Source organism: Armatimonadota bacterium (assembly GCA_037138755.1).
Lineage (GTDB): Bacteria > Armatimonadota > Fimbriimonadia > Fimbriimonadales > Fimbriimonadaceae > Fimbriimonas.
Window position 1 is genome coordinate 1,525,725 of record JBAXHT010000001.1, and the last position, 21,077, is coordinate 1,546,801.

25 protein-coding genes are annotated in these 21,077 nt (G+C 54.2%); 3 read left to right on the plus strand and 22 right to left on the minus strand.

Annotated elements, in window-relative coordinates; all coding sequences use genetic code 11:
• Nucleotides 1–2: 2 nt before the first annotated feature.
• The 20 genes from WCK51_07240 to WCK51_07335 form a co-directional block, all read right to left on the minus strand.
• Nucleotides 3–1,922 carry a cellulase family glycosylhydrolase gene (locus WCK51_07240; protein ID MEI7576669.1) on the minus strand — a complete coding sequence of 640 codons (1,920 nt, stop codon included), beginning with the start codon at nt 1,920–1,922 and terminating at the stop codon, nt 3–5.
• A 22-nt stretch (nt 1,923–1,944) separates the two neighbouring features.
• Nucleotides 1,945–2,934 (minus strand): Gfo/Idh/MocA family oxidoreductase, encoded by a 990-nt coding sequence (locus WCK51_07245; protein ID MEI7576670.1) that lies wholly within the window; start codon nt 2,932–2,934, stop codon nt 1,945–1,947.
• A gap of 113 nt (nt 2,935–3,047) precedes the next feature.
• Complete coding sequence (locus WCK51_07250; protein ID MEI7576671.1) at nt 3,048–4,166, minus strand: aminopeptidase; 1,119 nt, start codon at nt 4,164–4,166, stop codon at nt 3,048–3,050.
• A gap of 67 nt (nt 4,167–4,233) precedes the next feature.
• Nucleotides 4,234–4,455 (minus strand): hypothetical protein, encoded by a 222-nt coding sequence (locus tag WCK51_07255; GenBank protein ID MEI7576672.1) that lies wholly within the window; start codon nt 4,453–4,455, stop codon nt 4,234–4,236.
• Nucleotides 4,456–4,548: 93 nt separating this feature from the next.
• Nucleotides 4,549–5,055 carry a hypothetical protein gene (locus WCK51_07260; protein MEI7576673.1) on the minus strand — a complete coding sequence of 169 codons (507 nt, stop codon included), beginning with the start codon at nt 5,053–5,055 and terminating at the stop codon, nt 4,549–4,551.
• An 8-nt stretch (nt 5,056–5,063) separates the two neighbouring features.
• Nucleotides 5,064–5,975, minus strand: coding sequence for a bifunctional riboflavin kinase/FAD synthetase (locus tag WCK51_07265; GenBank protein MEI7576674.1), 912 nt, complete (start codon nt 5,973–5,975; stop codon nt 5,064–5,066).
• Entirely contained in the window at nt 5,975–6,415 is a 441-nt protein-coding gene (locus WCK51_07270; protein MEI7576675.1) for a hypothetical protein, read from the minus strand. Before WCK51_07270 ends, WCK51_07265 begins: the two co-directional genes overlap by 1 nt.
• Nucleotides 6,387–6,593, minus strand: coding sequence for a carbon storage regulator CsrA (gene csrA / locus WCK51_07275; GenBank protein ID MEI7576676.1), 207 nt, complete (start codon nt 6,591–6,593; stop codon nt 6,387–6,389). The genes WCK51_07270 and csrA overlap by 29 nt, the downstream gene beginning before the upstream one ends.
• Before the next feature lie 36 nt (nt 6,594–6,629).
• Complete coding sequence (locus tag WCK51_07280; protein MEI7576677.1) at nt 6,630–7,088, minus strand: flagellar assembly protein FliW; 459 nt, start codon at nt 7,086–7,088, stop codon at nt 6,630–6,632.
• 5 nt (nt 7,089–7,093) lie between these two features.
• Complete coding sequence (gene flgL, locus WCK51_07285; GenBank protein MEI7576678.1) at nt 7,094–7,975, minus strand: flagellar hook-associated protein FlgL; 882 nt, start codon at nt 7,973–7,975, stop codon at nt 7,094–7,096.
• A 69-nt stretch (nt 7,976–8,044) separates the two neighbouring features.
• Complete coding sequence (gene flgK, locus WCK51_07290) at nt 8,045–9,433, minus strand: flagellar hook-associated protein FlgK (GenBank protein MEI7576679.1); 1,389 nt, start codon at nt 9,431–9,433, stop codon at nt 8,045–8,047.
• 14 nt (nt 9,434–9,447) lie between these two features.
• Nucleotides 9,448–9,927, minus strand: a complete 480-nt coding sequence (gene flgN, locus WCK51_07295) for a flagellar export chaperone FlgN (protein MEI7576680.1) — start codon at nt 9,925–9,927, stop codon at nt 9,448–9,450.
• Nucleotides 9,924–10,262 (minus strand): rod-binding protein, encoded by a 339-nt coding sequence (locus tag WCK51_07300; protein MEI7576681.1) that lies wholly within the window; start codon nt 10,260–10,262, stop codon nt 9,924–9,926. Before WCK51_07300 ends, flgN begins: the two co-directional genes overlap by 4 nt.
• The gene (locus WCK51_07305) at nt 10,259–11,458 is read right to left on the minus strand and encodes a flagellar basal body P-ring protein FlgI (protein ID MEI7576682.1); all 1,200 of its coding nucleotides are present in this window, start codon (nt 11,456–11,458) and stop codon (nt 10,259–10,261) included. Before WCK51_07305 ends, WCK51_07300 begins: the two co-directional genes overlap by 4 nt.
• Nucleotides 11,458–12,078, minus strand: coding sequence for a flagellar basal body L-ring protein FlgH (locus tag WCK51_07310; protein ID MEI7576683.1), 621 nt, complete (start codon nt 12,076–12,078; stop codon nt 11,458–11,460). Before WCK51_07310 ends, WCK51_07305 begins: the two co-directional genes overlap by 1 nt.
• Complete coding sequence (locus WCK51_07315) at nt 12,075–13,223, minus strand: hypothetical protein (GenBank protein MEI7576684.1); 1,149 nt, start codon at nt 13,221–13,223, stop codon at nt 12,075–12,077. Before WCK51_07315 ends, WCK51_07310 begins: the two co-directional genes overlap by 4 nt.
• Nucleotides 13,224–13,226: 3 nt before the next feature.
• Nucleotides 13,227–14,015 (minus strand): flagellar basal-body rod protein FlgG, encoded by a 789-nt coding sequence (flgG, locus tag WCK51_07320; protein MEI7576685.1) that lies wholly within the window; start codon nt 14,013–14,015, stop codon nt 13,227–13,229.
• Nucleotides 14,016–14,099: 84 nt separating this feature from the next.
• On the minus strand, nt 14,100–14,825 hold the full coding sequence (locus tag WCK51_07325) for a flagellar hook-basal body protein (GenBank protein ID MEI7576686.1): 726 nt from the start codon (nt 14,823–14,825) through the stop codon (nt 14,100–14,102).
• A gap of 136 nt (nt 14,826–14,961) precedes the next feature.
• Entirely contained in the window at nt 14,962–15,624 is a 663-nt protein-coding gene (locus WCK51_07330; GenBank protein MEI7576687.1) for a CoA transferase subunit B, read from the minus strand.
• Nucleotides 15,614–16,315 carry a hypothetical protein gene (locus WCK51_07335; protein ID MEI7576688.1) on the minus strand — a complete coding sequence of 234 codons (702 nt, stop codon included), beginning with the start codon at nt 16,313–16,315 and terminating at the stop codon, nt 15,614–15,616. The genes WCK51_07330 and WCK51_07335 overlap by 11 nt, the downstream gene beginning before the upstream one ends.
• Nucleotides 16,316–16,379: 64 nt before the next feature.
• On the opposite strand from WCK51_07335, the gene WCK51_07340 reads away from it, so the two are divergent.
• Entirely contained in the window at nt 16,380–16,937 is a 558-nt protein-coding gene (locus tag WCK51_07340) for a L,D-transpeptidase family protein (protein MEI7576689.1), read from the plus strand.
• Here the strand turns inward: WCK51_07340 and WCK51_07345 are convergent.
• Nucleotides 16,918–17,619 carry a CoA transferase subunit A gene (locus WCK51_07345; GenBank protein MEI7576690.1) on the minus strand — a complete coding sequence of 234 codons (702 nt, stop codon included), beginning with the start codon at nt 17,617–17,619 and terminating at the stop codon, nt 16,918–16,920. The two genes, WCK51_07340 and WCK51_07345, sit on opposite strands and share 20 nt — an antisense overlap.
• Nucleotides 17,620–17,709: 90 nt before the next feature.
• Here WCK51_07345 and WCK51_07350 point away from each other — a divergent pair, with 90 nt between their 5' ends.
• Complete coding sequence (locus WCK51_07350) at nt 17,710–18,240, plus strand: transposase (GenBank protein ID MEI7576691.1); 531 nt, start codon at nt 17,710–17,712, stop codon at nt 18,238–18,240.
• Nucleotides 18,241–18,583: 343 nt separating this feature from the next.
• A complete protein-coding gene (locus WCK51_07355; protein ID MEI7576692.1) occupies nt 18,584–19,555 on the plus strand; it encodes a PEP-CTERM sorting domain-containing protein in 972 nt (323 codons plus the stop codon).
• 130 nt (nt 19,556–19,685) lie between these two features.
• Here WCK51_07355 and WCK51_07360 read toward each other — a convergent pair whose 3' ends face one another.
• A complete protein-coding gene (locus WCK51_07360) occupies nt 19,686–20,975 on the minus strand; it encodes an adenylosuccinate synthase (protein ID MEI7576693.1) in 1,290 nt (429 codons plus the stop codon).
• Nucleotides 20,976–21,077 lie beyond the last annotated feature (102 nt).

Sequence of the window (21,077 nt, forward strand, 5' to 3'; positions counted from 1 at the left end):
TTTTACCTAGCTCTACGGGTGAGGACGACCAGAACATCCGCAGTTAAGTTGTCAATTTTCATTGCGCCGCCCTTGATCGTGGTCGTGGTGTTGAACTCTCGGTCGCCGCTCATGTCGAAGATCTTAGTGTCGTAGACTCCATCCTTCCACTTTGCGTACTTGATCGTGCAGGTTGCTGTGTTGCCATTGCCGACCGCTGAATTGATCCGGATAACAGATTTGTCGCCGTTTGAGGCGAGCAATGCGCTGCTGACAGGCATGATTCCGGGGATATCGATGCTTCGAACCCGGAACCAATCGGGGCCGTTGTTTTCGATTCGCAGGAGATGCTGACCAGCGGTGTAGGGAACCCGGATTGATTCGGCCTTGTTGCCTTGCCCTTTCCACTCTTTGGAAAAGACCTCTTTTCCATCGAGGAAAACCTGAGCTTTGGAGCCGCCAGTCGCGAACTCGGCGAGGTTGATACTCGCCTCGCCAGGCTGCTCGGCAGTGAATTTTATCGAGACTGGCTCGGGCTGCATTTCGCGATGCCCGGTGCCTTGGAAGTAGCCGGAAAGTAGTCCGACCTTCTCAGCGTCCGCAGGGAGGTCGAAAGACATCACGTCGCTCTTCCCCCAACCGCGACCAGGAATTAGCTGAAGGGTTGCTCCTTTGGGCGAATTGACGGCGATCTTTTGGCGTTGGAAGGTCATCGGATCGCCGAGTAAACTTAGTACATCGATGGACCGCTTGTATTCCCCGTACATCCCCGGCTTACTCATCTGATCCCAGTACCAGAATTGCGCCGCTCCCGAGTGTCCCGCGAAGAATGCGCCCCAAATGCCGTCCCGAATGGCCAAGCGATCCGAGTTACCCGAGTCTCCCCAGCCGATTTCTCCGAAGAACAGCGGCGATTTAGGATCGGGAGGTGTCCCCAAAATTAATCCGGAGATGCTGGATGGATATCCATGACCCTGCTTAAAATCCATCTTTGACCAGATGGATTGACCAAGTTCGCTACTAGTGGTTATCAGGTGTCGGTAGGGATCGAGTGATCGGATGTAGGCCCCCATTTCGTCGTGCCATTTTGCCACCGTCTTCCAGTCGGCCCCTTTCCTTATTGCCTCTACAAACTGGACTTCATTGAAGAGTTCCCACGCCATGATTGATGGCGAAGAACCCCAACGGGCGATCGCGTATCGAACGAAGTTCTTCTCTCGTTTGATAGCTTCTGGATGTGTGAAGAATTCGGTTGCGGTATTCAGAAAGCCGCCGTTTTTCTTGTTCCAAGGGTGGTCATTCCAGTTGGGATTGACGTCCGTGCTGACTTGACCGTGATGAAACAGGACGAATTGGAATTTGAGTCCGTTCTTTTCAGCTCCTTCGACGGTTTCATCGAGGCGTTTGAGAACTTCCGGTGAGAACTCGCCATCTTTGGGTTTAGGAAAGCTCGTCGGCCAGTACGGATTTCGGTTGTCCCAGTGGCAAGCCCAGATTCGGGTCCAATTGAGGCCGTTTGCCTGCATCAGGTCCATCTGCTCGCGGAACTTGTACTGCCCACCCTGCCATGCGAGGTTATGCCCAATCGGCCAATAGGATTGGCCCTTCTTTCCATCGGTGAGCCAGAATTTGGTTCCCTGTTTGTAGACAAACCCGCTTGTCGTCTGAGCGGCCCTGACCGTGATTTCTGAGCCTTGGCGGGTGCCGTTGCGATAGAAAAAGCCTTTGTAGTTTCCTGCTGCTGGGAACACTGGTTTCGCCTTCCAATTCCCGGCGTCGTAGTATGCGGGGAACGATACGGTCCTGCCTTTTACCGTTACCAGGAACACGACATCGTTGTCCTTCGCATCGTAAGGATTCCCCGTCATTGGAATACCTTTTCCGATGACTGGGGCCGAGGAGTAGGCAACCTGAGGTGGAGCGATATAACCGTCTATCAACACGATAGAGCTATCTTATCTCACCTCAGTGCCAAGAGGATGAGATATCGACCCATTTGTCTTGCTCTGCACCTTGATAAATCGCCGACATCACGACATCTCGATTCGTCGCCTCCCGAGGCGTAACGAGATCAGCGGGCTTTCCTTCGAGGGCATCGAGCCAGCCGTTGAATCCAGCGGGCTTGGCGGGTTCTAAACTCTCGTAAACCGCAAGCTTGCCGTCTTCACCTGCAACCTTCAACTCAGCACCAAGCGTCGCGTAGCCCTTCGTTCCCATGACCATCAACCGGTAAGGGTCGGCGACATCGTTCCAACCTGCAGCCATGGTGCCGATAATGCCGTTGGTGAACTTGAGCATCGCTTCTCCGAGCTCTTCGCACCCTTCGTACCGGGCTGTGCCGTTCGAGAATGCTCCAGTAACAGATCGAATAGGCCCAAACATCCAAAGGACGAGATCGAGGACGTGGGTTCCCAAGTCACCGAAAGCTCCGACTCCGGCACGGGATTTATCCGCCATCCATCGCCAGTCTGTGTCAAACCATCCGCCAAGCGCGCCGGAGTGGCAGTTGCTGGCCCGGACACGGGTGATGGTTCCAAAGTGCCCTTCGTCAACCAGTTTCTTCAGCGTCTGCACCCCAGCACCACCTCGCGAGAAGTAGCCGGTGGAAAACATGTTTCTGTTCTCTGTCAGTACTTTCAATAACTCTTTAGACTGAGCCGCATCAAAGCCAACTGGCTTTTCGATAAAGATGGGCTTGCCCGTTTTGGCCAGCGCAGAAACGATCTCCAAGTGGTGGACTGTTTCACTGGTCACGACGTAACCAGTTACGGCGTCGTTCCCGGCTAACTCGGCAAGTGACTGAACCGGCCCCTTCAAGTTCTCGGCGTTCTTCTTCGCCCGTTCGGAGTCATGATCATAAACTCCTGCACACTCGATTCCTCGCTTCAGGACCTCGCCTGAGAAACCTGGGGTGTGAATGTGGCCAACTCCGGCCCAGCCTAATTTGATGCTCATCGACGGAGAGTTTATCCAGTGAGAAGCTTAGAGTTCTGGGCGATTTGGCAAAAACGGAAGGAGATGCATGGCACCCCTCTCCCAGTGTTTAGACGGGAGAGGGGTGCCAGGGATCAGAAGTTGTCTGGATTCAGGCCCTTCAGCTCATCCAGCACAAAAAGACCATCCTTTCGGATGAGCACGTCGTCGAACCAGATCTCACCGCCGCCGTACTCCGGACGTTGGATGCAGACGATGTCCCAGTGAATCGAGCTGACGTTCCCGTTTCCTCCGGGCGGGTCGTAGGCGTTGCCGGGGGTGAGGTGGAAGGAGCCGGCGATTTTCTCGTCAAAGAGAGTGTCCTTCATGGGTTCGAGAACATAGGGATTGAAGCCGATGGCCCATTCTCCGAAGCAACGCGCTCCTTCATCGGTATCCAGAATTTCGTTGAGCTTGGCGGTGTTTGCTCCGGCGGTTGCTTCAACAATGCGGCCGTTCTCGACACGGAAAAAGATGTCCTTGAACTCGGTTCCTTGGTAGAGCGAGACTGTGTTGTACTGAACCGTTCCGTTCATAGAGCCTTGGACGGGGGCAGTGAAGCACTCACCATCGGGGATATTCGCTTCGCCAGCGCATCCGACGGCGCCGATGCCTTTGATGCTGAACGAGAGGTCGGTTCCAGGGCCAATGATCCGAACCCGATCCGTTCGAGCCATCAATTCTTCGAGCGGCTTGGTCGCTGCCGCCATTTTTGCGTAATCCAATGTGCACACATCGAAGTAAAACTTCTCGAACGCCGGTGTGCTCATGCTGGCCTGTTGAGCCATTCCGGGAGTCGGCCATCGGAGGGCGACCCACTTGGTATTCGGAACCCGGACTCCGAAGACGACCGGCGTCGTGTATTCCTTCTGCCACATCTTCATAATATCGCCGGGGACGTCGGCGGTTTCAGCGTAGTTATGAGTTCCCCGCAACGCGATGTAAGCCGTCATCTGCTCCATCTCGTACTTTTCGATCGTGGCAATGGTCTTCGCATTAGCCTCGGTCATGCCGTGCAAAAGCTGACGCTTGACCAGATTGCTTTCAAGCCGAACCGCGACCTTGGCTCCGCGGGATTGAGCAACTCGGACGATTTCGGCGACGGCCTCCTCGGGAATATCAAATGCGTGGACGAGGACAGAGTCGTCTGAGTTAAGCCGTGTTGAGTGGTCACAGAGCAACTCGGCGAGGCGTGTGATACGCGGGTCAAGCATGGCACTAGGTTACCGCGCCACGCAAAAAGCCCCGAACCTGGGTACCCAGGAATCGGGGCCGAAGTGGTTACTTCTTGTCGGTGTCGGCTGGGGCGTTGGTTGCCGGAGCAGCTGCCGAGCTACCCGCATCCGGAGCAGCAGCTTCGGGAGCTGCAGAGTTTGCCATCGGCTTCTCAGCCGGTGGGACGTTTGTTGCGGTGTCAGTGTTGCCTTCGGCAGCCTGACCACAACCGGTGACGAGAGCGCCAGCTACGAGACTGGCGGCGATGAGCAGCATGTATTTTTTCATGTTTCTCCTGGATTTTCTAGATTGGCAACCGGGGCTCTTGAACCCAGTTCCACACCTAGTAACGGAGACGGCGGCGATTCGGTTTCCGTTTTTTTAGCCGCCGCCAAATCCGCTAAACATATCGAGGGCACTGACATCAACCCGAACGTCCGATACGCGCCAAGCCTTCTTCGGGAAAATCAGATACTCGTAGGTGTCTTCTCGCTTTAGGGTGATGGTGACGTTTTTGAGCTCAACGCTTTGGTTCATGCCGAGCATGCTCACCGACATTGTCGCTGGAGTTTCGATGCGTGCCTCGTCGCCGAAGACCTGGGGTTCAAGTGACTTGAACTCAACGTCAGGCTTGAGCTTCTTGATGTAGTCAGCAATCTGTCCCTTTGCACCCGGCGAACCTTCGCCGTTCACAGTCAGGCTCGCGCTCAGTTTTTCGAGAACGCCTCCTGGGCGGCCCTCCTTGCTTGCCTTGAGACCATCTTTAACAGCTTCGACGATCAGCGTTTTGTCATCAACTTTGGTGAGGAGTCCGAGGGCAATTTTCCCCCCGACCAAGAGCGCAACAACTCCGCCAGTTACCGCCAAGATCTTTCCGCCGCGAGCCATGTCTTAGGTTACGCCAAAAGTGCGCGGACAGATTCGACATCCTTCGCCATTTGCTCTTTCAGCGAATCGAGGGAAGGGAAGTTAAGCTCGGGTCGTAGGAAGTGTTCCAGCCGCAAACGAACATGTTTGCCGTACAGCGAGGCGCCAGGATAATCGAGTAGGAAGGCTTCAATCGAGCGAGGCCCGCCGCCAGCAGCAGGTCGCGTGCCTATGGCGAGCGCGGCGTTGAACGATTGCCCATCAAACATGATCCGAGCGGCGTAAACGCCGTCAGCAGGCAAGACTTGATCGAAGGACCGGGCGATGTTGGCGGTGGGGAATCCTAGGGTTCGTCCTAGCTTTTGACCGTGATCGACAAATCCCTGTATCTCAAATCCGCGTCCGAGCATTGCGTTGGCTTTCTCGAGATCACCTGAAGAGACGGCAGCCCGGATCAGCGAGGAAGACACCCGTTCTTCGCCCACTGAAAAGGCGGGCACTACGTCTGTATCCATCCGCTCCGAGAGCCAAGTAAGAGTGCCTTCGCGCCCGTTCCCCATCGCAAAATCGTGGCCGACCACAACCGTAGAAGCCCTAAGCTTTTCAACCAGAATTGTCCTGAAAAACTCGTCAGCACTCATCCGGCTCAGCCACGCGTTGAACGGCAGAACAACCGTTAACCCTACGCCGAGTCCCTGAAAGTGCTCAAGGTTCATCTTGAGAGAGGCGATGGCTTTCGGTGCCTTTGATGGGTTAAGTACAACCGATGGGTGTCGGTCAAATGTCACAACAATGGACGGTAACTCCTCGCGTCCAGCCCGAGCGACGGCCTCGGAGATGACAGCTTGATGACCCAAGTGGACCCCATCGAATGTTCCAATACAGACAACTGCACGAGTCCATTCGGGGCGCAATAGCTCGATTCCGAAATGAACTTGCATTACACTTTTCTCCTAAACGCAATCGGAATTGTGAGCAACCCAAACTGAGCAAGACCTACGGGCACAAGGGTTCCGATCTCCGTCCAGCTCGAGATGACGGCTAGCATCGGTGGGACTCGAGAAGTCGAGGACTCGGCGGTAGTTAGGGCCGAGGCAAGGAACCAATTCACCAACCCCCAAACGACTGGGATTGTTACATTGAGAGGTGCCCGAAGTCGCGAGAATGGGACGAACGCAGGAACAAAGGCGGCAAGCAAAGCCACTGCACCGCATGCGGCTACCGGGCTACAAAGAGAAACAACGCGAGGCAACAACCCGTCTTCAACGGGAATCTGTTGAATCGCCCAAACAATGGCGACAAGAAGGCAAACTGAGCAGCAACCAAGAGCGAGGGCCACCCGGTCGGTAAAGCTAGCCGGGGAGGTCTTCGGGTCGGACATCGGCGGCGCCGCGATTCTCCTCTGCAATTTGCTCGAAAATCTCTTTTCGGTGGACGGTGACGTCTCGGGGCGCACGGATACCTAGTCGGACTTGCTCTCCGCGCACTTCAAGGACGACGACCTCGATTCCATCTCCGATGACGATTGTCTGATTTACTTTTCTGGTGAGGACCAGCATCTGTCTGCCCTCCTTGGCATCCTCGTCCGGGGCAACCTATGCCGCCAACTTTTGTGCAGGCGCAGACTGCTCCGAAAAGATCGGATGTCGCATAGTATACGCTTCATTGTCCAAAACGACCTGTTTTCCTCGTTTTGTATCCAAATTGATCAAGATTGGCGCAGCAAGGTTTGCGGTTGCCTTTTTCGGTTCCCCGACGGGAATTGCAGAAGTGACAAAAATCCCGAAGTCTGCACCGCTCATGAGTCCGAGCTGATTAGCGTCAAAGTCGCTGACCTCGGGATCGTAGTCATCAAAGAACGCAGCAGGATCCGCGATCAGGAAAGCGAGCGAAGAGTCTTGAGCCGACTGGAGCCAGCTGAATGGACTTCCGGGCTTGCTCGGAACCATCAGAAACTCTGTTGATTCGCCAAAGCCGATCAATCCCCCCTCAAGGGTGATGACGTCGGAAGGTGAAAATTCGATGCTGCCGAAACGAGTATGGGTAAGGATCATGGTTGCTATTTGAGGTAGTTCAACAAGCTGAGCCCAAATCCTTGGCTCATGACTTGAAGGGATGCCTGGTAGGCAGTTTCGGCGCTCTTATACTCCATGATCGCCTGAGAAAGGTCCACATCTTCGATGTCGGAGATGCTGCTTGTGAGTTCTTCAATTCGACGCGAATGGTCGTTTTGGAAGGACTCAACACTTTTTGCCCGCGTTCCAACATCTCCTCGGAGATTGTTGAGTTGCGAGATGCCGTCTTGGACGGCCTTGATACTCACGTCGCTAATGGTCGAAGTGCTTCCGCCTTCGAGATTGGTTTTTAGCTGATCAAGCGTTGTGTAGAGGGTTGTGAAAAGCTGTTGAGCGTCGGCATTGATTGTGATCGAGTCGCTTGCGCTTGCCTCAACCTTCATCGTTCCTGAGTTGCCCTTGTAGGTAATGCCAGTTGTGGTGATGTTGAATGGCTGGGTGTCGGTCGCCGTCCCTGAGAATAAGTAGCCACCAGTCGGCCCCTTGCTGTTCGCAAGGCTGAGAACTTGATCGCGAATCGTTTGGACTTCCGCCGCCATCGCCCGACGAGCATCGATGGATGTCGTTGCCGTTGCACCAGAAACGGCCAAAGAGTTAGCGCGGTTCAACAGATTTCCAACTTCACTTAGCGAGCTTTCGCTGGTCTTGAGCCAAGTCTCGGCTCGGTTTAAGTTGGTCTTGTACTGTTCGATCGATGCCTTGACGCCGCGCATTGTTAGCACGTCGCTTAGTCCTCGAGGATCGTCGCTCAACGTATTGATGCGCTTGCCTGAACTCACGCGCTGCTGAGCAACACGGTAGTTATCGCCCGCAGTGTTCATCTTGCTACGCATCGTCTCAAATTGATAGTTCGTGCTTACTCGCATTCAAAAGCCTCCTATTCAGAATCATCGGTAAATTCGCTGGGTAATCCTTAGTCATTTATCCCGGTTCGTTTATCGTTTCAACATATTGATGAGATCGCTGAGCGTTTCATCCATCACGCTTAAGACCTTTGCGGATGCCTGATAGCTGCGCTGGAACTGTTGAAGATTCGCGAGTTCGTCGTCGAGATTCACTCCACTGACGTCCTGAACTTGTGACTCGACTTGTTCGCCGAGCGCGTACGCGGTATCGCGATCATTCTTGGCGGTGGCGATATCGCGCCCTACCGTCGCCAGCAACGTTGAAAAGTAGCCGCGCGTCGACTGTCCGCCAAGACCTGCGACGGTTTGGTCACGAAGCTTAGACATTGCAGTCGCGATCGTTCCATCGCCAGCCGCGCTGGTGGTACCGGTGACAAGCAGGGCTGGATTCGTCTCTACTGCAGAATCGACGTAGAGATTCGCAGCCCCGAGGATCGGGGTCGTGGCGTTGTCGGAAAAGAAGAATCCCCCGGCCGCCCCGGAGTTTGTGACACCACTTTGGTGGAGACTGTTTACTTGGGAACGAATTGTGTTTGCCAGGCTATCAAGCTGGGTCATGTACTGTGCAACATCACCCAGACCATCGAACTGACCTTTGAGGACTCCCCCCGAGATGGGCCAATTTGTCGCACCGCCATCATTCACAGTGCTCGTCGAAGCGTTAAAGTTTGTTGGGAACTGCCGCGCACCGACTTGATCGACGAGCGGCAAGCTTCCGACAAACACCGAAAGGCTATTGTCGCTACTCAGATTGGTGTCGATGTTGACGAGCTTTGAGAGTTCGGCTACCGCCTGATCTCGTTGATCCATTAGGTCGTTGGGAAGCCCACCTCCAGCGATATTGGCTCGGATGTCAGAGTTGAGCTTGCCGATCTGATCAGCGTAACTTTGAATCTGAGTAATTGTATCGGTGACTCCCTTAGTCTGAGAATCTGAAACGGCTTTGAGGTCGCTGTACGCCGTTCTGACTTTTGTCGAGAGGTCCCGGGCTGAAGCAATAACGGCTTGCCGATTTGTTGTGGACGAGGGATCGTTTGCGAGCGATGACCACGAGTTGTAAAATGAATCCAACGCGGAGCTGATGCCTTTGCCGGAAACATCCAAAAACGATGACTGGACTCTTTCGAGCAAACTGAGTCCTGCTTCGGATCGGCCTTGATCGCCGTTGATGTCCTGCCGGCGTGACTCTAAGAAGGTATCTCTTGCCCGGCTAATTTGAACAAGATTGACCCCGGATCCTAGATTAATGTTTCGCCCGGCACTGTAGGTGTTCGGAATGCCAACCGCAAGCTCCGCTCGCTGACGCGAATAGCCCTGCGTATTGACGTTAGCAATGTTGTGACCGGTCGTATCGAGAGAGCGCTGGAAAGCATTAAGCGCGCGTCTCGAAGTTTCGATCCCCTGAAATGGACTTGGCATTGTTAATCTCCTCCCTAAGCAGCTGCATCAACCAAGATCGACTTCGATCCTGAAGGTCGCCCTCTATATGGCCCCGATCCTTCGGTGGCTGCTCGAGCGATGAGCGTGAGTGTGCCGTTGATGTATGTCATCTCGCTCTCAATCAGCTTTCGGTTCTTCGACATCACATCTTGGATCCGCTGGGCTCCCACTAGGACCTTGTTCGCAGTGGCCTGTATGATTGCCGCCTCGTCCTTTTCTAGAACGGCGACGAGACCTCGAAGGCTTGGCGTTGGTGCGCCAAGCTCTTCGGCCAGCCTCTTTGCCTCATCCATTGCCTTGGCATCAATTGTCCGAACATTGGCGAGTTGCGCTTCCAATTCAGGTCGGATGCGTTCGACTCGTTCGACATCTCGCAATGTCACCGCGACGGTTTGCTCATGAAGCGTCAGCAGAAGCGCGTCGGACGCCTTCAGCCATTCGGCCCATGTGGTTTGTAGAGTTTTTGTTCTCATGCTTTCTTCTCGATCTGTGATTCAGGGGTCTTGTTGGAGCGGGCGTTTTTGATGGCCTGTTGGGCCGCCATTGGCGCCACGCTTCGATATATTGTCTTGCTGATTCCTAGCTGTCCGCTTTCAGCGAGCATGTCGGAAAGATTCTGTTCGAACATGTCCTTGTACACTCCGGCACCTGGAACATCGCTACCGAACAGTCCCTTCTTGCCGCCCATCTGTTGGATGAGCGACTTGAACATGAACGCTTCGAGTCCGTCAGATGCCTTCTTCAGCTTTGCGAGGTCCTTGCTGGCAAGGATGGCTGGTTTCAGCGCATTCGTGATTTCAAGATTCATTGGATGATCAGCCTCGCTTTGAGGGCGCCCTGCTGGCGCAGGAGCTGGAGAATGTTGATGATGTCGTTCGCCTTCAGCCGGAGCTCTTGGAAGATCCGGGCGAGGTCGGCGACTGTGGTGTTTGGAGCCAGGACCGCGACGTCTGCCTCACCTTGATTTGCGTTCACCCTTTGGTTTGCAACCACTTCTGTGGTGCCTTTTGAGAAGGGATTTGGCTGGCTCACGCTGACCTGCTCCTGAATTTCGACGCTGATCGAACCTACGGCGATGACGCTGGGGGCAATCTTTACGTTTCCGCCGATTGTGATCGCACCTGACTTCTCGTTGATGATGACAATTGCAGCGTTGTCCACGTTGACGGTCATCTCCTCTAATCTAGCCATTGTTGTGATCGGATTTACGCCCTTCGGTGCATTGACCGAGATTGTCTGTCCGTTCTCGGCGACCGCATTTAGCTCGGGATACTTTTTGTTGATCATTTCCTGAATTCGGCTTGCTGTGGTGAGATCGGAGTCCATCAGTTCGAGATACATCTTCCCGTCGTAGACGAGTTTTGTGGGTGCCCCGCGTTCGACGATTCCGCCGTTGGGGACGCGACCGACGGTCATGAATCCGGTTGTGCTCTGGTTTCCTCCAGCAGCGGCTCCAAAGCCGCTGATGCTGACCGAACCTTGGGCGATGGTGTAGATCGTCTCGTTGTCGCCAACCGCATAGAGCTCAGTTCGCAGCAACGTTCCGCCGCGTAAGCTCTGAGCATCGCCTGCTGAAGAGACGGTGACATCGAGCTGCTGACCGTTTGTAGTGAAGGCGGGAAGCTCGGCAGTAACAACGACCCAGGCCGCATTCTTCGGCTCCATGTTTGAAAGTTGAGCGTCCATATTGATGCTCTTTAGGTAGTTGGACAGAGCTGCCGCGGCTTGCGGGTTTCGGCGGGTGTCGCCGGTGCCGGCAAGGCCGATGACGAGCCCGAATCCCATGAGCTGGTTACCCCGAATCCCCCGGAAGCGAGAGATGTCCTTGAGGCGAACGGATACTCCGTTCTTCTCGTCGAGATTCATCATTTTCACCCGACGGTCGAGTTCGCCTTGGCTGGTCTTCGGTTCGTCAATCTTGCCGCTGGGCTTGACCAAAGGAACGTTCTGAGCCGTACCAATACAGGCCGCAGCGAGGAGCAAAATAGATGATATGAGCCTCATTAGAACAACCAATCCATCAGCTTCGTGACAAAGCCGCGTCGTTGCCGCTGGTAGATCATTCCGATGCCTTCGGATTTGATTTCGGCGTTAGCGAGGTTCTCGCTTAGTAGCGTGTTATCCAGCCGAATATCGTCGAGTCGGCACGTCCCGGTGAGGGTCATCTGCTGGGTGTCGCGGTTGATCTTAACGGCCCTGGTTCCCTCGACAACAAACACTCCGTTCGGCATGATTTGCTTGATGGTCACTGACATACGGGCCGAGAGCTTATTCGTCTGCGAAGACGTTCCCTGGGATTGCATTTGACTATCAGCAGATGTGCTTCCTCCAGAAAGAAGCGTGTTGACCAGACCAACTCCGAGCCAGTTGGCTAGGGGAATATTGTTTGGCCCGACTTTGTTATCGTCCTTCTTGCTGTTCTGCATGTTCGCCTGGTACTGACCATTTGATGACTCACTGATGATGACGGTCAGGATGTCTCCCACCTTCCGTGCGTTTCGGGTTTGAAACAGAGGCTTGTATGCTTTGGGAGTTAGAGATCCGAAAGTCTCGTCTGTTGTTGTCGTTTGTTGGCTGTAGGCAACGAACGGAAGCAGTGCCAAGAGTAGGAGAGTCTTTTTCATAGTCGCACCTCAACGGTGTTATTAGCGAGCAATATGCCGGTCTGGAGAGCTCCGGTGTCTGTTTTCACAGTCACCTTTTGACCTAGATAAGCGGTTCCTTGAGCTTTGCCCTTCACCACCACCGTGGCGGAGGCAGAGATCATCTTTAACTTCACGTCATCGCCGAGTTTGACTTGGGGGATGTTGCCCGTGCCGTACATCAAATTGAGCGAAGTCGAGAGCTTTTTGTCGACTGAGATATCCACGGTTACCGAAAGCTGGTTATCGCGAATTTGGAGGTTAGAGGCTTCGACCGAAGATGCGCCGACGGGTACGGGAACGGCGAATTGCCGAGTACGGAGTTCCAAATCAACATCGATTCCGAACTTCTTTTTGAAAGCATCTGAGACGGTTTGGTTGATTGATTCGATGGTAACGGATTGGCTCTTTCGAGCGACCTTTGCTCCGCCGGGAACGGTGATTTGAACCGTGCGAACATCAATTTGGGCCGCCGCAATGTGAGCACGAATCGTCGCCGTCGTTAGTGTCCGTGCCGCGCCAAAGTAAGGCGCGCGCCCCAGGTCGATGCCCTTCAGAGTCTTTACTAACGTGGGATCCCCGCTGATCTCCGCCACGGACTCCAGCGAGACGGATTCTCCTTCAACAAGGCTGTCCGGGCGGACCGTGACTTCGGCTGTTGGAGACAAAAAGGCGCTACCTGCGGTACCGCTGGTCTTCGGTTTCGTGGGAGCTTTCGCTGCGGTTCGCTCAGGACGAATGACGCCTGCACTTCCATCGCCGGGGTTTGTCAAGCTTGGCTTCGAGAGCGTAGAAAGCATTGAATCAAAGTTGATGAAGCTGGGCTTGTCTTTGAAGACGGCAAGCACAATGCGTCCGATGGTCTTCGGAGTTGTTCCGACGACCGCTGTGATCTCGCCGTCCAGAGAGCAACTGAGAGACGAGGTTCCGGCGGGTGCGAAAATCTTCGGAGCTAGGATGGAACCATCGGCGGCAACGAGACCCTTTGGCGACGAGACCAGCATCGCGGAGCGAGCGTAGAGGAGATTGGCGCCACGTGTAAATCGAAGGTATCCCTCGCCATCGACTTTGATCGAGAGCGATGGCACCGGAGCCAAGATGACTACAGAAAGAAGAGTTGAGATCATGGATTACCTCTTGAGCGTGTTGAGGGTCTGGAGCATGTCGTCGGAGGTTTGGATCGCCTTCGAGTTGATCTCATAGGCTCGTTGAGCAGAGATCATACGGACCATTTCCTCGACAACCGAAACGTTTGAACCTTCTAGGTAGCCGGCCATTAATCCGCCAGCACCCGCGGTCTCGGGTGGAACGATGGTCGCGGTTCCCGAAGCGGTGCTCTCTGCCCACATGTTGCCGCCGATTCGGCTCAGACCTGCTGGGTTGGGGAAGACAGCAAGCGTGATTTGACCGATGCTGACCGGTGTGCTACTATCCGATGTAGTCGCTTCGACGTTTCCGGCTTTGCCGATGCTTACGGAAACTGTGTTCGCCGGAACAACGATCTCTGGTTGAAGCTTGTAGCCGCTGCTTGTCACCAGCGTGCCGGTTGCGTCTCGCTTAAAGCTTCCGTCTCGGGTGTAAGCAAAAGTGCCGTCTGGCTTAAGGACTTGGAAGAACCCTTCGCCGACTACCATCACGTCGGTTGAGTTGTTAGTGTTCAGAGCTGCGCCTTGCGCGAAGTCGTTTGCAGTTGCAGAGTTGGTAGCACCCAGACCGTACTGAACGCCGCCTGGTGTCTTCTGATTGTTACCAATAGAGGTTCCGCCAGCTTGCACGGTTTGATAGATCAGATCCTGAAATTCGGCGCGTTGATGTTTAAAGCCCGTGGTGTTGGCGTTAGCGAGGTTGTTTGAGATGACGTCGAGGTTCAGTTGCTGAGCAACCATTCCGGTGGCGGAGGTATTGAGTGATCTTAACATGATGTCTGATGGTCATTCTTTGCCTTCCTTTGCGTGTTTCAAGCCTCGCATCCTGCTCAGCCTTTCGTCGTCACCGATTGGTTACTAGCGTTTCAAAATCTCGAAGAGCTTTGCCGTCATGTCATCCTGGGTGTGGATTGACTTCTGACTCATCTCAAAATGGCGGGTGATCTTGATGAGATCAACCATTGTGGCGACCGCATCAACGTTGCTCCCTTCGAGACTGGCAATAGCAATGTCTGGCTCATCGACTCGGGTCGGAGTAGGGGCAGACCAGAGGTTGTTGCCTTCCTTACTGAAGGTTCCGGTATAGACTCCCAACTTGGCGATTTGGTTGGTACCTTGCATGACCTCTCCAGTGGGCGAAATGTGAACAAGCCCTTCGGTTCCAAGCCGAATCGGCTGGCCGCGATCATCTAAAACCTGAAAACCGCGCTGGGTCACCAGGAACCTTTCCGGACTGACCTTGAGAGCACCGTCACGGGTGTACTGCGTTTTTCCGTCGGCTTGAATCGCGAGCATTTCTTTCGGATTCTGCAAAGCGATATCGAGGGGGTTGCCGGTCGAGCGAACAGGGCCTAGCTTCATGTCAGTGCTTTCGACCACGGCATCGGGCCCGTTCCCAACGCTTCCCAGGAACTTGCCCGAGCCACCATGGGCATACATGTTCTTCACCAACACATCCGCAAACGCGATGGTATCGGTCTTGTAACCGTCCGTTGATGCATTGGCCAGATTGTTCGAGATCACGTCCATCCACTGGGTCGTGGTCTGCATCGCTTTCGCGCTCGAATAAATTCCTCGGTTCATCCCGATATTGAGCATCGGCACGTATTCCTAACAGGTTAGGGTCAGAACTTTGCAATCTACTTTAGGTTTTGGAATCTGGAGCAATAAAAAAGCACCGCAGAGATGCGGTGCGATTCTCAAAGCAGCTCTTCGCGATCTAGCTCAAAGCCATCTCTCGCAGCCCACTCGATACTTCAAACTTCGCCGCCGTCTTCGCCTGCACCTCGTCCAGCGAAACGCCCGGCGCGAGCTCCAGCAGGGTCATTGAAGTCCCTCGCTCAACCGAGAACACTGCCAAGTCGGTAATCACCAAATCAACGCAAGCTCTGCCTGTCAGGGGCAATGTACAAGCCGGAAGCACTTTTGAGTCTCCTGCTTTGTTGGTGTGTTCCATCACCACGACGACGCGCTTGACGCCTGCGACCAAATCCATGGCGCCACCCATCCCCTTGACCATCTTGCCAGGAATCATCCAGTTGGCAAGGTCGCCGGTCTCGGAGACTTCCATTGCTCCCAGAATGGACAAGTCGATATGCCCACCGCGAATCATCGCAAAGGAATCAGCCGAAGAGAAGTAAGACGATCCAGGAATTTCGGTCACCGTCTGCTTGCCTGCGTTGATCAAGTCTGGGTCTTCTTCGCCTTCAAACGGAAACGGCCCGAGCCCCAGCATCCCGTTTTCGGATTGCAACGCGACTTCCATTCCGTCCGGAATGTAGTTCGCGACCAAGGTCGGAATCCCGATTCCAAGGTTTACATAGAATCCATCGCGAAGCTCTTGCGCTGCTCGCTGTGCCAACTGATCTCGATTAAGCGCCATTTTCCCTCAGCCTAGACGGATAGATCGTCCGATGCGAGAAGCTTACCGAAAGCGCCATCCCCTGAAGCTTCATTTTCAAGGCTCCCTCGGCTGATCGATAACGCCCACTCATTCGCTCGACGACGAACCGATAGGGCTTCACTACAGTAAGATTTTCAGACTCGGCGAGATCGGCTTGGATCACAGCAGTGTCACGATCAAAACTCTCTAGGCGGTAGGTGATCTTTACCTCGCCAATCGCTGGATTTGGATTGAAGCTCGATTGCCAAATGTCGCCGATTCCAACTTCGCCCTTCGGCAGGAGTAAGTCGACAGTGGAACTTCCGAGCCCGGACATCCCCGCGAGCGTGAGCGCTTTTCCTGTCATATCGCACTCCTTCTCATACTTCAGCCCCTTCATCTCCTCGAAGGTCGTAGAAGCAGCGGCAAGTGCGCCGGATGCCATCACCGAGACCCCGGGGACATACATTGAGGTCTTGACTGCCTGGTCGGTGACGGAGATCACTCGTTCTGCGAAGTGCATTGTGGCAGCAACGGAGCCGTTCTCTCCAGCATCGATTGCGATCTTGACTTGATGCTCAAATCGCTGCTGTGGAAGCACGTTCCAACGCAGAGTAATCTTTTCATCCGCCGCAAAAGCTGCTGATGAGAGCACAAGTAGGGCACCAACTATACGAGCGCGAAGGTTCATCCTGAATATGATAGCAACTGCCACTCTCGCCCTTGGCTTCCTTCATTCACAACCTCAATCCAAATTGCGAGATTCGTTTCATTCCTATCCACCAAAGACCCTGTTTCTTCGCGCATTCAAGCAAGAAAAGGAACTCGAAGTCTGGGCAGGAACTCGCAAGCTGCGTCTGATCAAAACCTTTCCGATCCTCGCGGCGAGCGGTGTTTTGGGCCCCAAACTTCAGCGCGGTGACCGACAGGTGCCCGAGGGCTGGTACCACATCGACCGCTTCAATCCGAAGAGCCGATTCCACCTGTCTCTGGGTCTGAACTATCCGAATGAGGCTGACCAGATCCGGTCCGCGGGCCGTGATCCTGGCTCTGACATCTTTATCCACGGAAGCAACGTCAGCATTGGATGCTTAGCAATGGGAAATCCTGCGATTGAGGAGATTTATGGGGTTGCTCGCGACATGAAAACTCGTATCCAAGTTGTGATCCTTCCGAGCCGACGGATTGACCCAAAGACCGAACTAGACAATCAACTCAAGGGGATCAACGACACATTCGAAACCAAGCACTTTGTTCCAAAAGTGAGAATCAATCGCTTCGGTGCCTACGAAATCACGCCTTTGGACGAGTAGTTCGCCGCTCGATGCGTTTTTCAAAACTCTCGCCAACAACAATCCGGTTCACATAGATTGAAGGCGTGTGAATCTGGTCTGCATCCAGTTCGCCCACTTCAACCAGTTCCTCAACTTCTGCAATGCAGACGCGACCAGCCGTCGCCATCATCGGGTTAAAGTTCCGGGCCGTCTTTCTGTAGATCAGATTCCCCGAGCGGTCGGCTTTCCAGGCTTTGACGATCGACAGATCAGCCACCAGCCCTGTCTCCATCACGAAATCTTCGCCGCCAAACTGGCGCATCTCTTTCCCTTCGGCGACCAGAGTTCCGAAGCCGGTCTTGGTGTAAAAAGCGGGAATACCGGCGCCGCCCGCACGGATTCTCTCCGCAAGCGTTCCTTGAGGATTGAACTCAAGCTCCAACTCGCCCGAGAGGTACTGCCGCTCAAACTCCGCGTTTTCTCCCACGTAGCTACTGACCATCTTCTTGATCTGCTTGGTTTGCAGCAGAAGACCAAGACCAAAATCGTCCACACCGCAGTTGTTGCTGATCACGGTGATATCCTTCACGCCCGAATCTCGCAGGGCAACGATCAGGTGCTCCGCAATCCCGCAGAGCCCAAAGCCCCCGGACATCACGGTCATCCCGTCAAAAACCAACCCCTCAAGAGCTTCCTCGGCACTGGGAAAAACCTTGTTCATCGTGCCTCAGAGTGTACGCCATATGGAGTGCGGCAACTCGTTGCCGCTTTACGTTGCGAAGGGCTCTGCCCGAGCTAAACTTGCTACCAGATGAAAAGCTGGCCTCATGCCCCAGCCCGAGCCTGGATTGGACACGGCTCCTACATGATCACGGGCGGAACTTACCAGCGCAAGCGGCTATTCGATACCTCCGCAAAACTCGAGTTACTGCAGGATATCGCGTTCGAAACCTGCCTCAACTACCAGTTCGAACTCCAGGCGTGGGCCTTTCTATCGAATCACTACCATCTGGTCGGCCACTACACGGGCCAAAGCCATAGCTTCAAGCAAATGATGAAAGCTATTCACGGAAAATCGAGCATCGAACTGAATCGACTGGACCGCGAGCCTGGTCGAAAGGTCTGGTACCAGTATTGGGACTCGCACGTCACCTTCGAACGATCCTACTTGGCAAGAATCGCATACGTTCATCGCAACCCGGTCAAGCACGGTCTGGTCTCGGTGCCTCAGGATTATGAGTTCTGCAGTGCCGCTTGGTTCGAGCGAACCGCTGAGCGACCCTGGTACGAGACGATCATGAGTTTTGACACGAGCGAAGTGAACGTCTTCGACGACTTTTAGCTCGGGCAGAGCCCGTCGCTATCGAAAGCGGAAATGAATTTCCGCACTCCGAAAAGAAGGAGCCAACCTCGGGGGAGAAGCGGCTCCTAATAGCATTGCAGTTTGTGGATAAGGTCTCCTTGCGGAGAACCATGCAATCAGACGCAACCGCATTGCCCGGGTTCCCTTTTGCTAAGCTCAAGGGGACTTTCGACCCTCACTGTTTGAGCGGGAAACTTCCAGGAAGCATCGGCAGACACATGTTCACAAAACCTTAACCTTAAACCCCTAGACCTGAAGCGAAGTGTGAGGTTTAATATGAGGGTCGTAGGGCAAAGTGGCTCTGCGCATGGTTGGAATACTCATGAAAAAACTTCTATTCATTTCTGCCCTGGGAATCTCCGCGGCATCCTCATTTGGGCAATTCACGTTGACAAGTTTCGATAACGGACTTGGCTACAATCAGAACTTTGACTCAGTTCTTCCCTCCGGAACAACTACTGCTCCAGCAATTTCAGCCCTGCCAAATGCTACCAGTGGTCTACTGAACGGCACGACGTCTGTTACCGCTGTCTCAGGTTCGGTTGCCACGGCGTTCGCTTTCCCAAACAATGAGTGGACGTATTCGTGGGGTAACCCGACAAACTCAGCTAACAACCAAATGGCTTCGATAAACGGTGGCACATTGGTCGGCAGCACTTACACAGGCACAACTAATAGCACTGGTGGATTCAAGAACTACGGGATCAGCGGAGATGCAGATCGTTCGCTGGGAACTCTTGCTTCTGGAACTTCGGTTACCGGAGTAACCAATCTCTCGATGAATATGGGGCTGTCGCTTCTTAACGGAACGACCACCTCAACTGGCACTGTAGCTCTGGACTACACCCTGAAGACATGGCGTTTTGGTGCGGCTAACCAGGCTGATGGATACACTCTCAGTTACGCTCTCTTCAAGGGCGGTAGCGGATACTCTGCTTCCTCGCTTTCTAACGATGCCAACTGGAAAATGGGTGCTACATACTACCAATCGAATGGTGGAGCAGACACTTTTGCAAACACTCCCCCGAGCGCAACCCAAGCTGGCGCCGATGCTGGTGTCAATGGGAACCTTGCCGCGAATCAACGGGCTATCAAAGCCAGGTTCGAACTTTCGCGTAACGGAGATTTGTATGAGCCTGGTGATTTGCTGGTTATCCGATTCAGCGACCTCAACAATCCTGGAAACGATCAGGGTATTTCGATTGACAACCTTCAAGTAGTTCCAGAACCAGCTTCGATGGCAGTCCTCGGACTTGGAATCTTCGGTCTCGCTCGACGACGACGCAACAAGTAAGTCGAAACGGAATATCCAACCATAAACACCCCGAACATAGCTCGGGGTGTTCTGCTGTTTGAGAGACTGACCAATCGAAGACCAAAGCCGAAGACTCAAGGCTCGGGCGCCTTGAGCCTCCGAAAGCCCCTCAGCCCCAGATCAAGTCTTCGCGAACGATGATTGTTTCCGCACGATCGGGGCCGATCGAGACAATCGCCACCGGTGTCTTGGTGTACTCCGCCATGAAGTCAAGATATTCCCGAGCATTCTCTGGCAAGTCAGACATCTTACGGCAAGTTCTCAAATCTCCCGTCCAACCCGGAAGCTCCTTGTACACTGGCTTCACCCGCGCCAACACGTCAACATCACCCGGCAAGTAATTGATCTCTTCGCCATCTAGTTCGTAGCCAACGCAAACCTGAATCGTCTCGAACTCCGAAAGGATATCCAGGCGAGTGACGACGAGCCCAGAAAGGGAATTCAAGCGGCACGCGTGCCGAAGCGCAACTAAGTCGAGCCAGCCGATCCGGCGACCCCGTCCGGTGGTGGTTCCGAACTCTTTTCCGATGGTCCGAATATGGTCGCCCAGTTCGTTATCCAGCTCCGTCGGGAATGGTCCCGAGCCCACACGGGTCGTGTACGTCTTGCAAACTCCAAGAACGGAGTCAATGTGCCTTGGCCCGATTCCGGTCCCAAGACAAGCTCCGCCAGCTACCGGGTGCGACGAGGTCACATAGGGATAAGTCCCCGAGTCGAGGTCCAGAAATGTGCCCTGGGCACCTTCGAGCAGAACTCGCTCTCCGGCTTCCACTGCCTCGGCGACCATTGGCTCAATATCTCGGACGAACGGTCGGAGACGATCCGCATAAGCCGAGTACTCCGCAAGCACCTCTTCAAAAACCAGAGGAGCCTGGCCGAACCGAACGAGCATTTCGTTCTTCGCTTCCAGAACAGCCCTCAGACGAACTGAAAAACGAGCCGGATCGACAAACTCGCCCATCCGAATTCCGATGCGAGCAACCTTGTCCTGATACGCTGGACCAATGCCCCGCGAGGTTGTGCCGATTTTATTCGACCCCCGAGCGGTCTCCTCCAGCGAATCGAGCATTCGGTGATAGGGGAAAACGACGTGGGCTGCCGACGAGATAATCAGCTCGCCGAGGTCCTTTTTCTGAAGAATTGTCCTGTCCCACTCTTCAAGCAGACCCTTGGGGCAGACAACCATGCCTGACCCGACGATCGCTCGGGTGCCTGGGTGCAAAATCCCGGCGGGAATAAGGTGGAATTTGTACTCCTGACCGTCGGCGATCACCGTATGCCCGGCGTTATTGCCTCCGGCATATCTAACGACGAGGGAAGCTTGGCTTCCGAGTACATCAACGAGCTTTCCTTTAGCTTCGTCGCCCCACTGGGCACCGACAATTACAAGTGTTGGCATGGTTCACAAACTCCTTTGTACGTGACCTTCGTCATAGAAGAAGGCCAGCGCACCCTGCTGAGGATCCGCCGGCCTTTTCAGAACCGTTGAGCCTTCTCCCAA

Bases quoted from the DNA above. Each gene is read 5' to 3' on its own strand.
- WCK51_07245 (MEI7576670.1), bottom strand. From the start codon at position 2,934: ATGAGCATCAAATTAGGCTGGGCCGGAGTTGGCCACATTCACACCCCA.
- WCK51_07250 (MEI7576671.1), bottom strand. From the start codon at position 4,166: ATGCTTGACCCGCGTATCACACGCCTCGCCGAGTTGCTCTGTGACCAC.
- WCK51_07255 (MEI7576672.1), bottom strand. From the start codon at position 4,455: ATGAAAAAATACATGCTGCTCATCGCCGCCAGTCTCGTAGCTGGCGCT.
- WCK51_07260 (MEI7576673.1), bottom strand. From the start codon at position 5,055: ATGGCTCGCGGCGGAAAGATCTTGGCGGTAACTGGCGGAGTTGTTGCG.
- WCK51_07265 (MEI7576674.1), bottom strand. From the start codon at position 5,975: ATGCAAGTTCATTTCGGAATCGAGCTATTGCGCCCCGAATGGACTCGT.
- WCK51_07270 (MEI7576675.1), bottom strand. From the start codon at position 6,415: ATGTCCGACCCGAAGACCTCCCCGGCTAGCTTTACCGACCGGGTGGCC.
- csrA (MEI7576676.1), bottom strand. From the start codon at position 6,593: ATGCTGGTCCTCACCAGAAAAGTAAATCAGACAATCGTCATCGGAGAT.
- WCK51_07280 (MEI7576677.1), bottom strand. From the start codon at position 7,088: ATGATCCTTACCCATACTCGTTTCGGCAGCATCGAATTTTCACCTTCC.
- flgL (MEI7576678.1), bottom strand. From the start codon at position 7,975: ATGCGAGTAAGCACGAACTATCAATTTGAGACGATGCGTAGCAAGATG.
- flgK (MEI7576679.1), bottom strand. From the start codon at position 9,433: ATGCCAAGTCCATTTCAGGGGATCGAAACTTCGAGACGCGCGCTTAAT.
- flgN (MEI7576680.1), bottom strand. From the start codon at position 9,927: ATGAGAACAAAAACTCTACAAACCACATGGGCCGAATGGCTGAAGGCG.
- WCK51_07300 (MEI7576681.1), bottom strand. From the start codon at position 10,262: ATGAATCTTGAAATCACGAATGCGCTGAAACCAGCCATCCTTGCCAGC.
- WCK51_07305 (MEI7576682.1), bottom strand. From the start codon at position 11,458: ATGAGGCTCATATCATCTATTTTGCTCCTCGCTGCGGCCTGTATTGGT.
- WCK51_07310 (MEI7576683.1), bottom strand. From the start codon at position 12,078: ATGAAAAAGACTCTCCTACTCTTGGCACTGCTTCCGTTCGTTGCCTAC.
- WCK51_07315 (MEI7576684.1), bottom strand. From the start codon at position 13,223: ATGATCTCAACTCTTCTTTCTGTAGTCATCTTGGCTCCGGTGCCATCG.
- flgG (MEI7576685.1), bottom strand. From the start codon at position 14,015: ATGTTAAGATCACTCAATACCTCCGCCACCGGAATGGTTGCTCAGCAA.
- WCK51_07325 (MEI7576686.1), bottom strand. From the start codon at position 14,825: ATGAACCGAGGAATTTATTCGAGCGCGAAAGCGATGCAGACCACGACC.
- WCK51_07330 (MEI7576687.1), bottom strand. From the start codon at position 15,624: ATGGCGCTTAATCGAGATCAGTTGGCACAGCGAGCAGCGCAAGAGCTT.
- WCK51_07335 (MEI7576688.1), bottom strand. From the start codon at position 16,315: ATGAACCTTCGCGCTCGTATAGTTGGTGCCCTACTTGTGCTCTCATCA.
- WCK51_07345 (MEI7576690.1), bottom strand. From the start codon at position 17,619: ATGAACAAGGTTTTTCCCAGTGCCGAGGAAGCTCTTGAGGGGTTGGTT.
- WCK51_07350 (MEI7576691.1), top strand. From the start codon at position 17,710: ATGAAAAGCTGGCCTCATGCCCCAGCCCGAGCCTGGATTGGACACGGC.
- WCK51_07355 (MEI7576692.1), top strand. From the start codon at position 18,584: ATGAAAAAACTTCTATTCATTTCTGCCCTGGGAATCTCCGCGGCATCC.
- WCK51_07360 (MEI7576693.1), bottom strand. From the start codon at position 20,975: ATGCCAACACTTGTAATTGTCGGTGCCCAGTGGGGCGACGAAGCTAAA.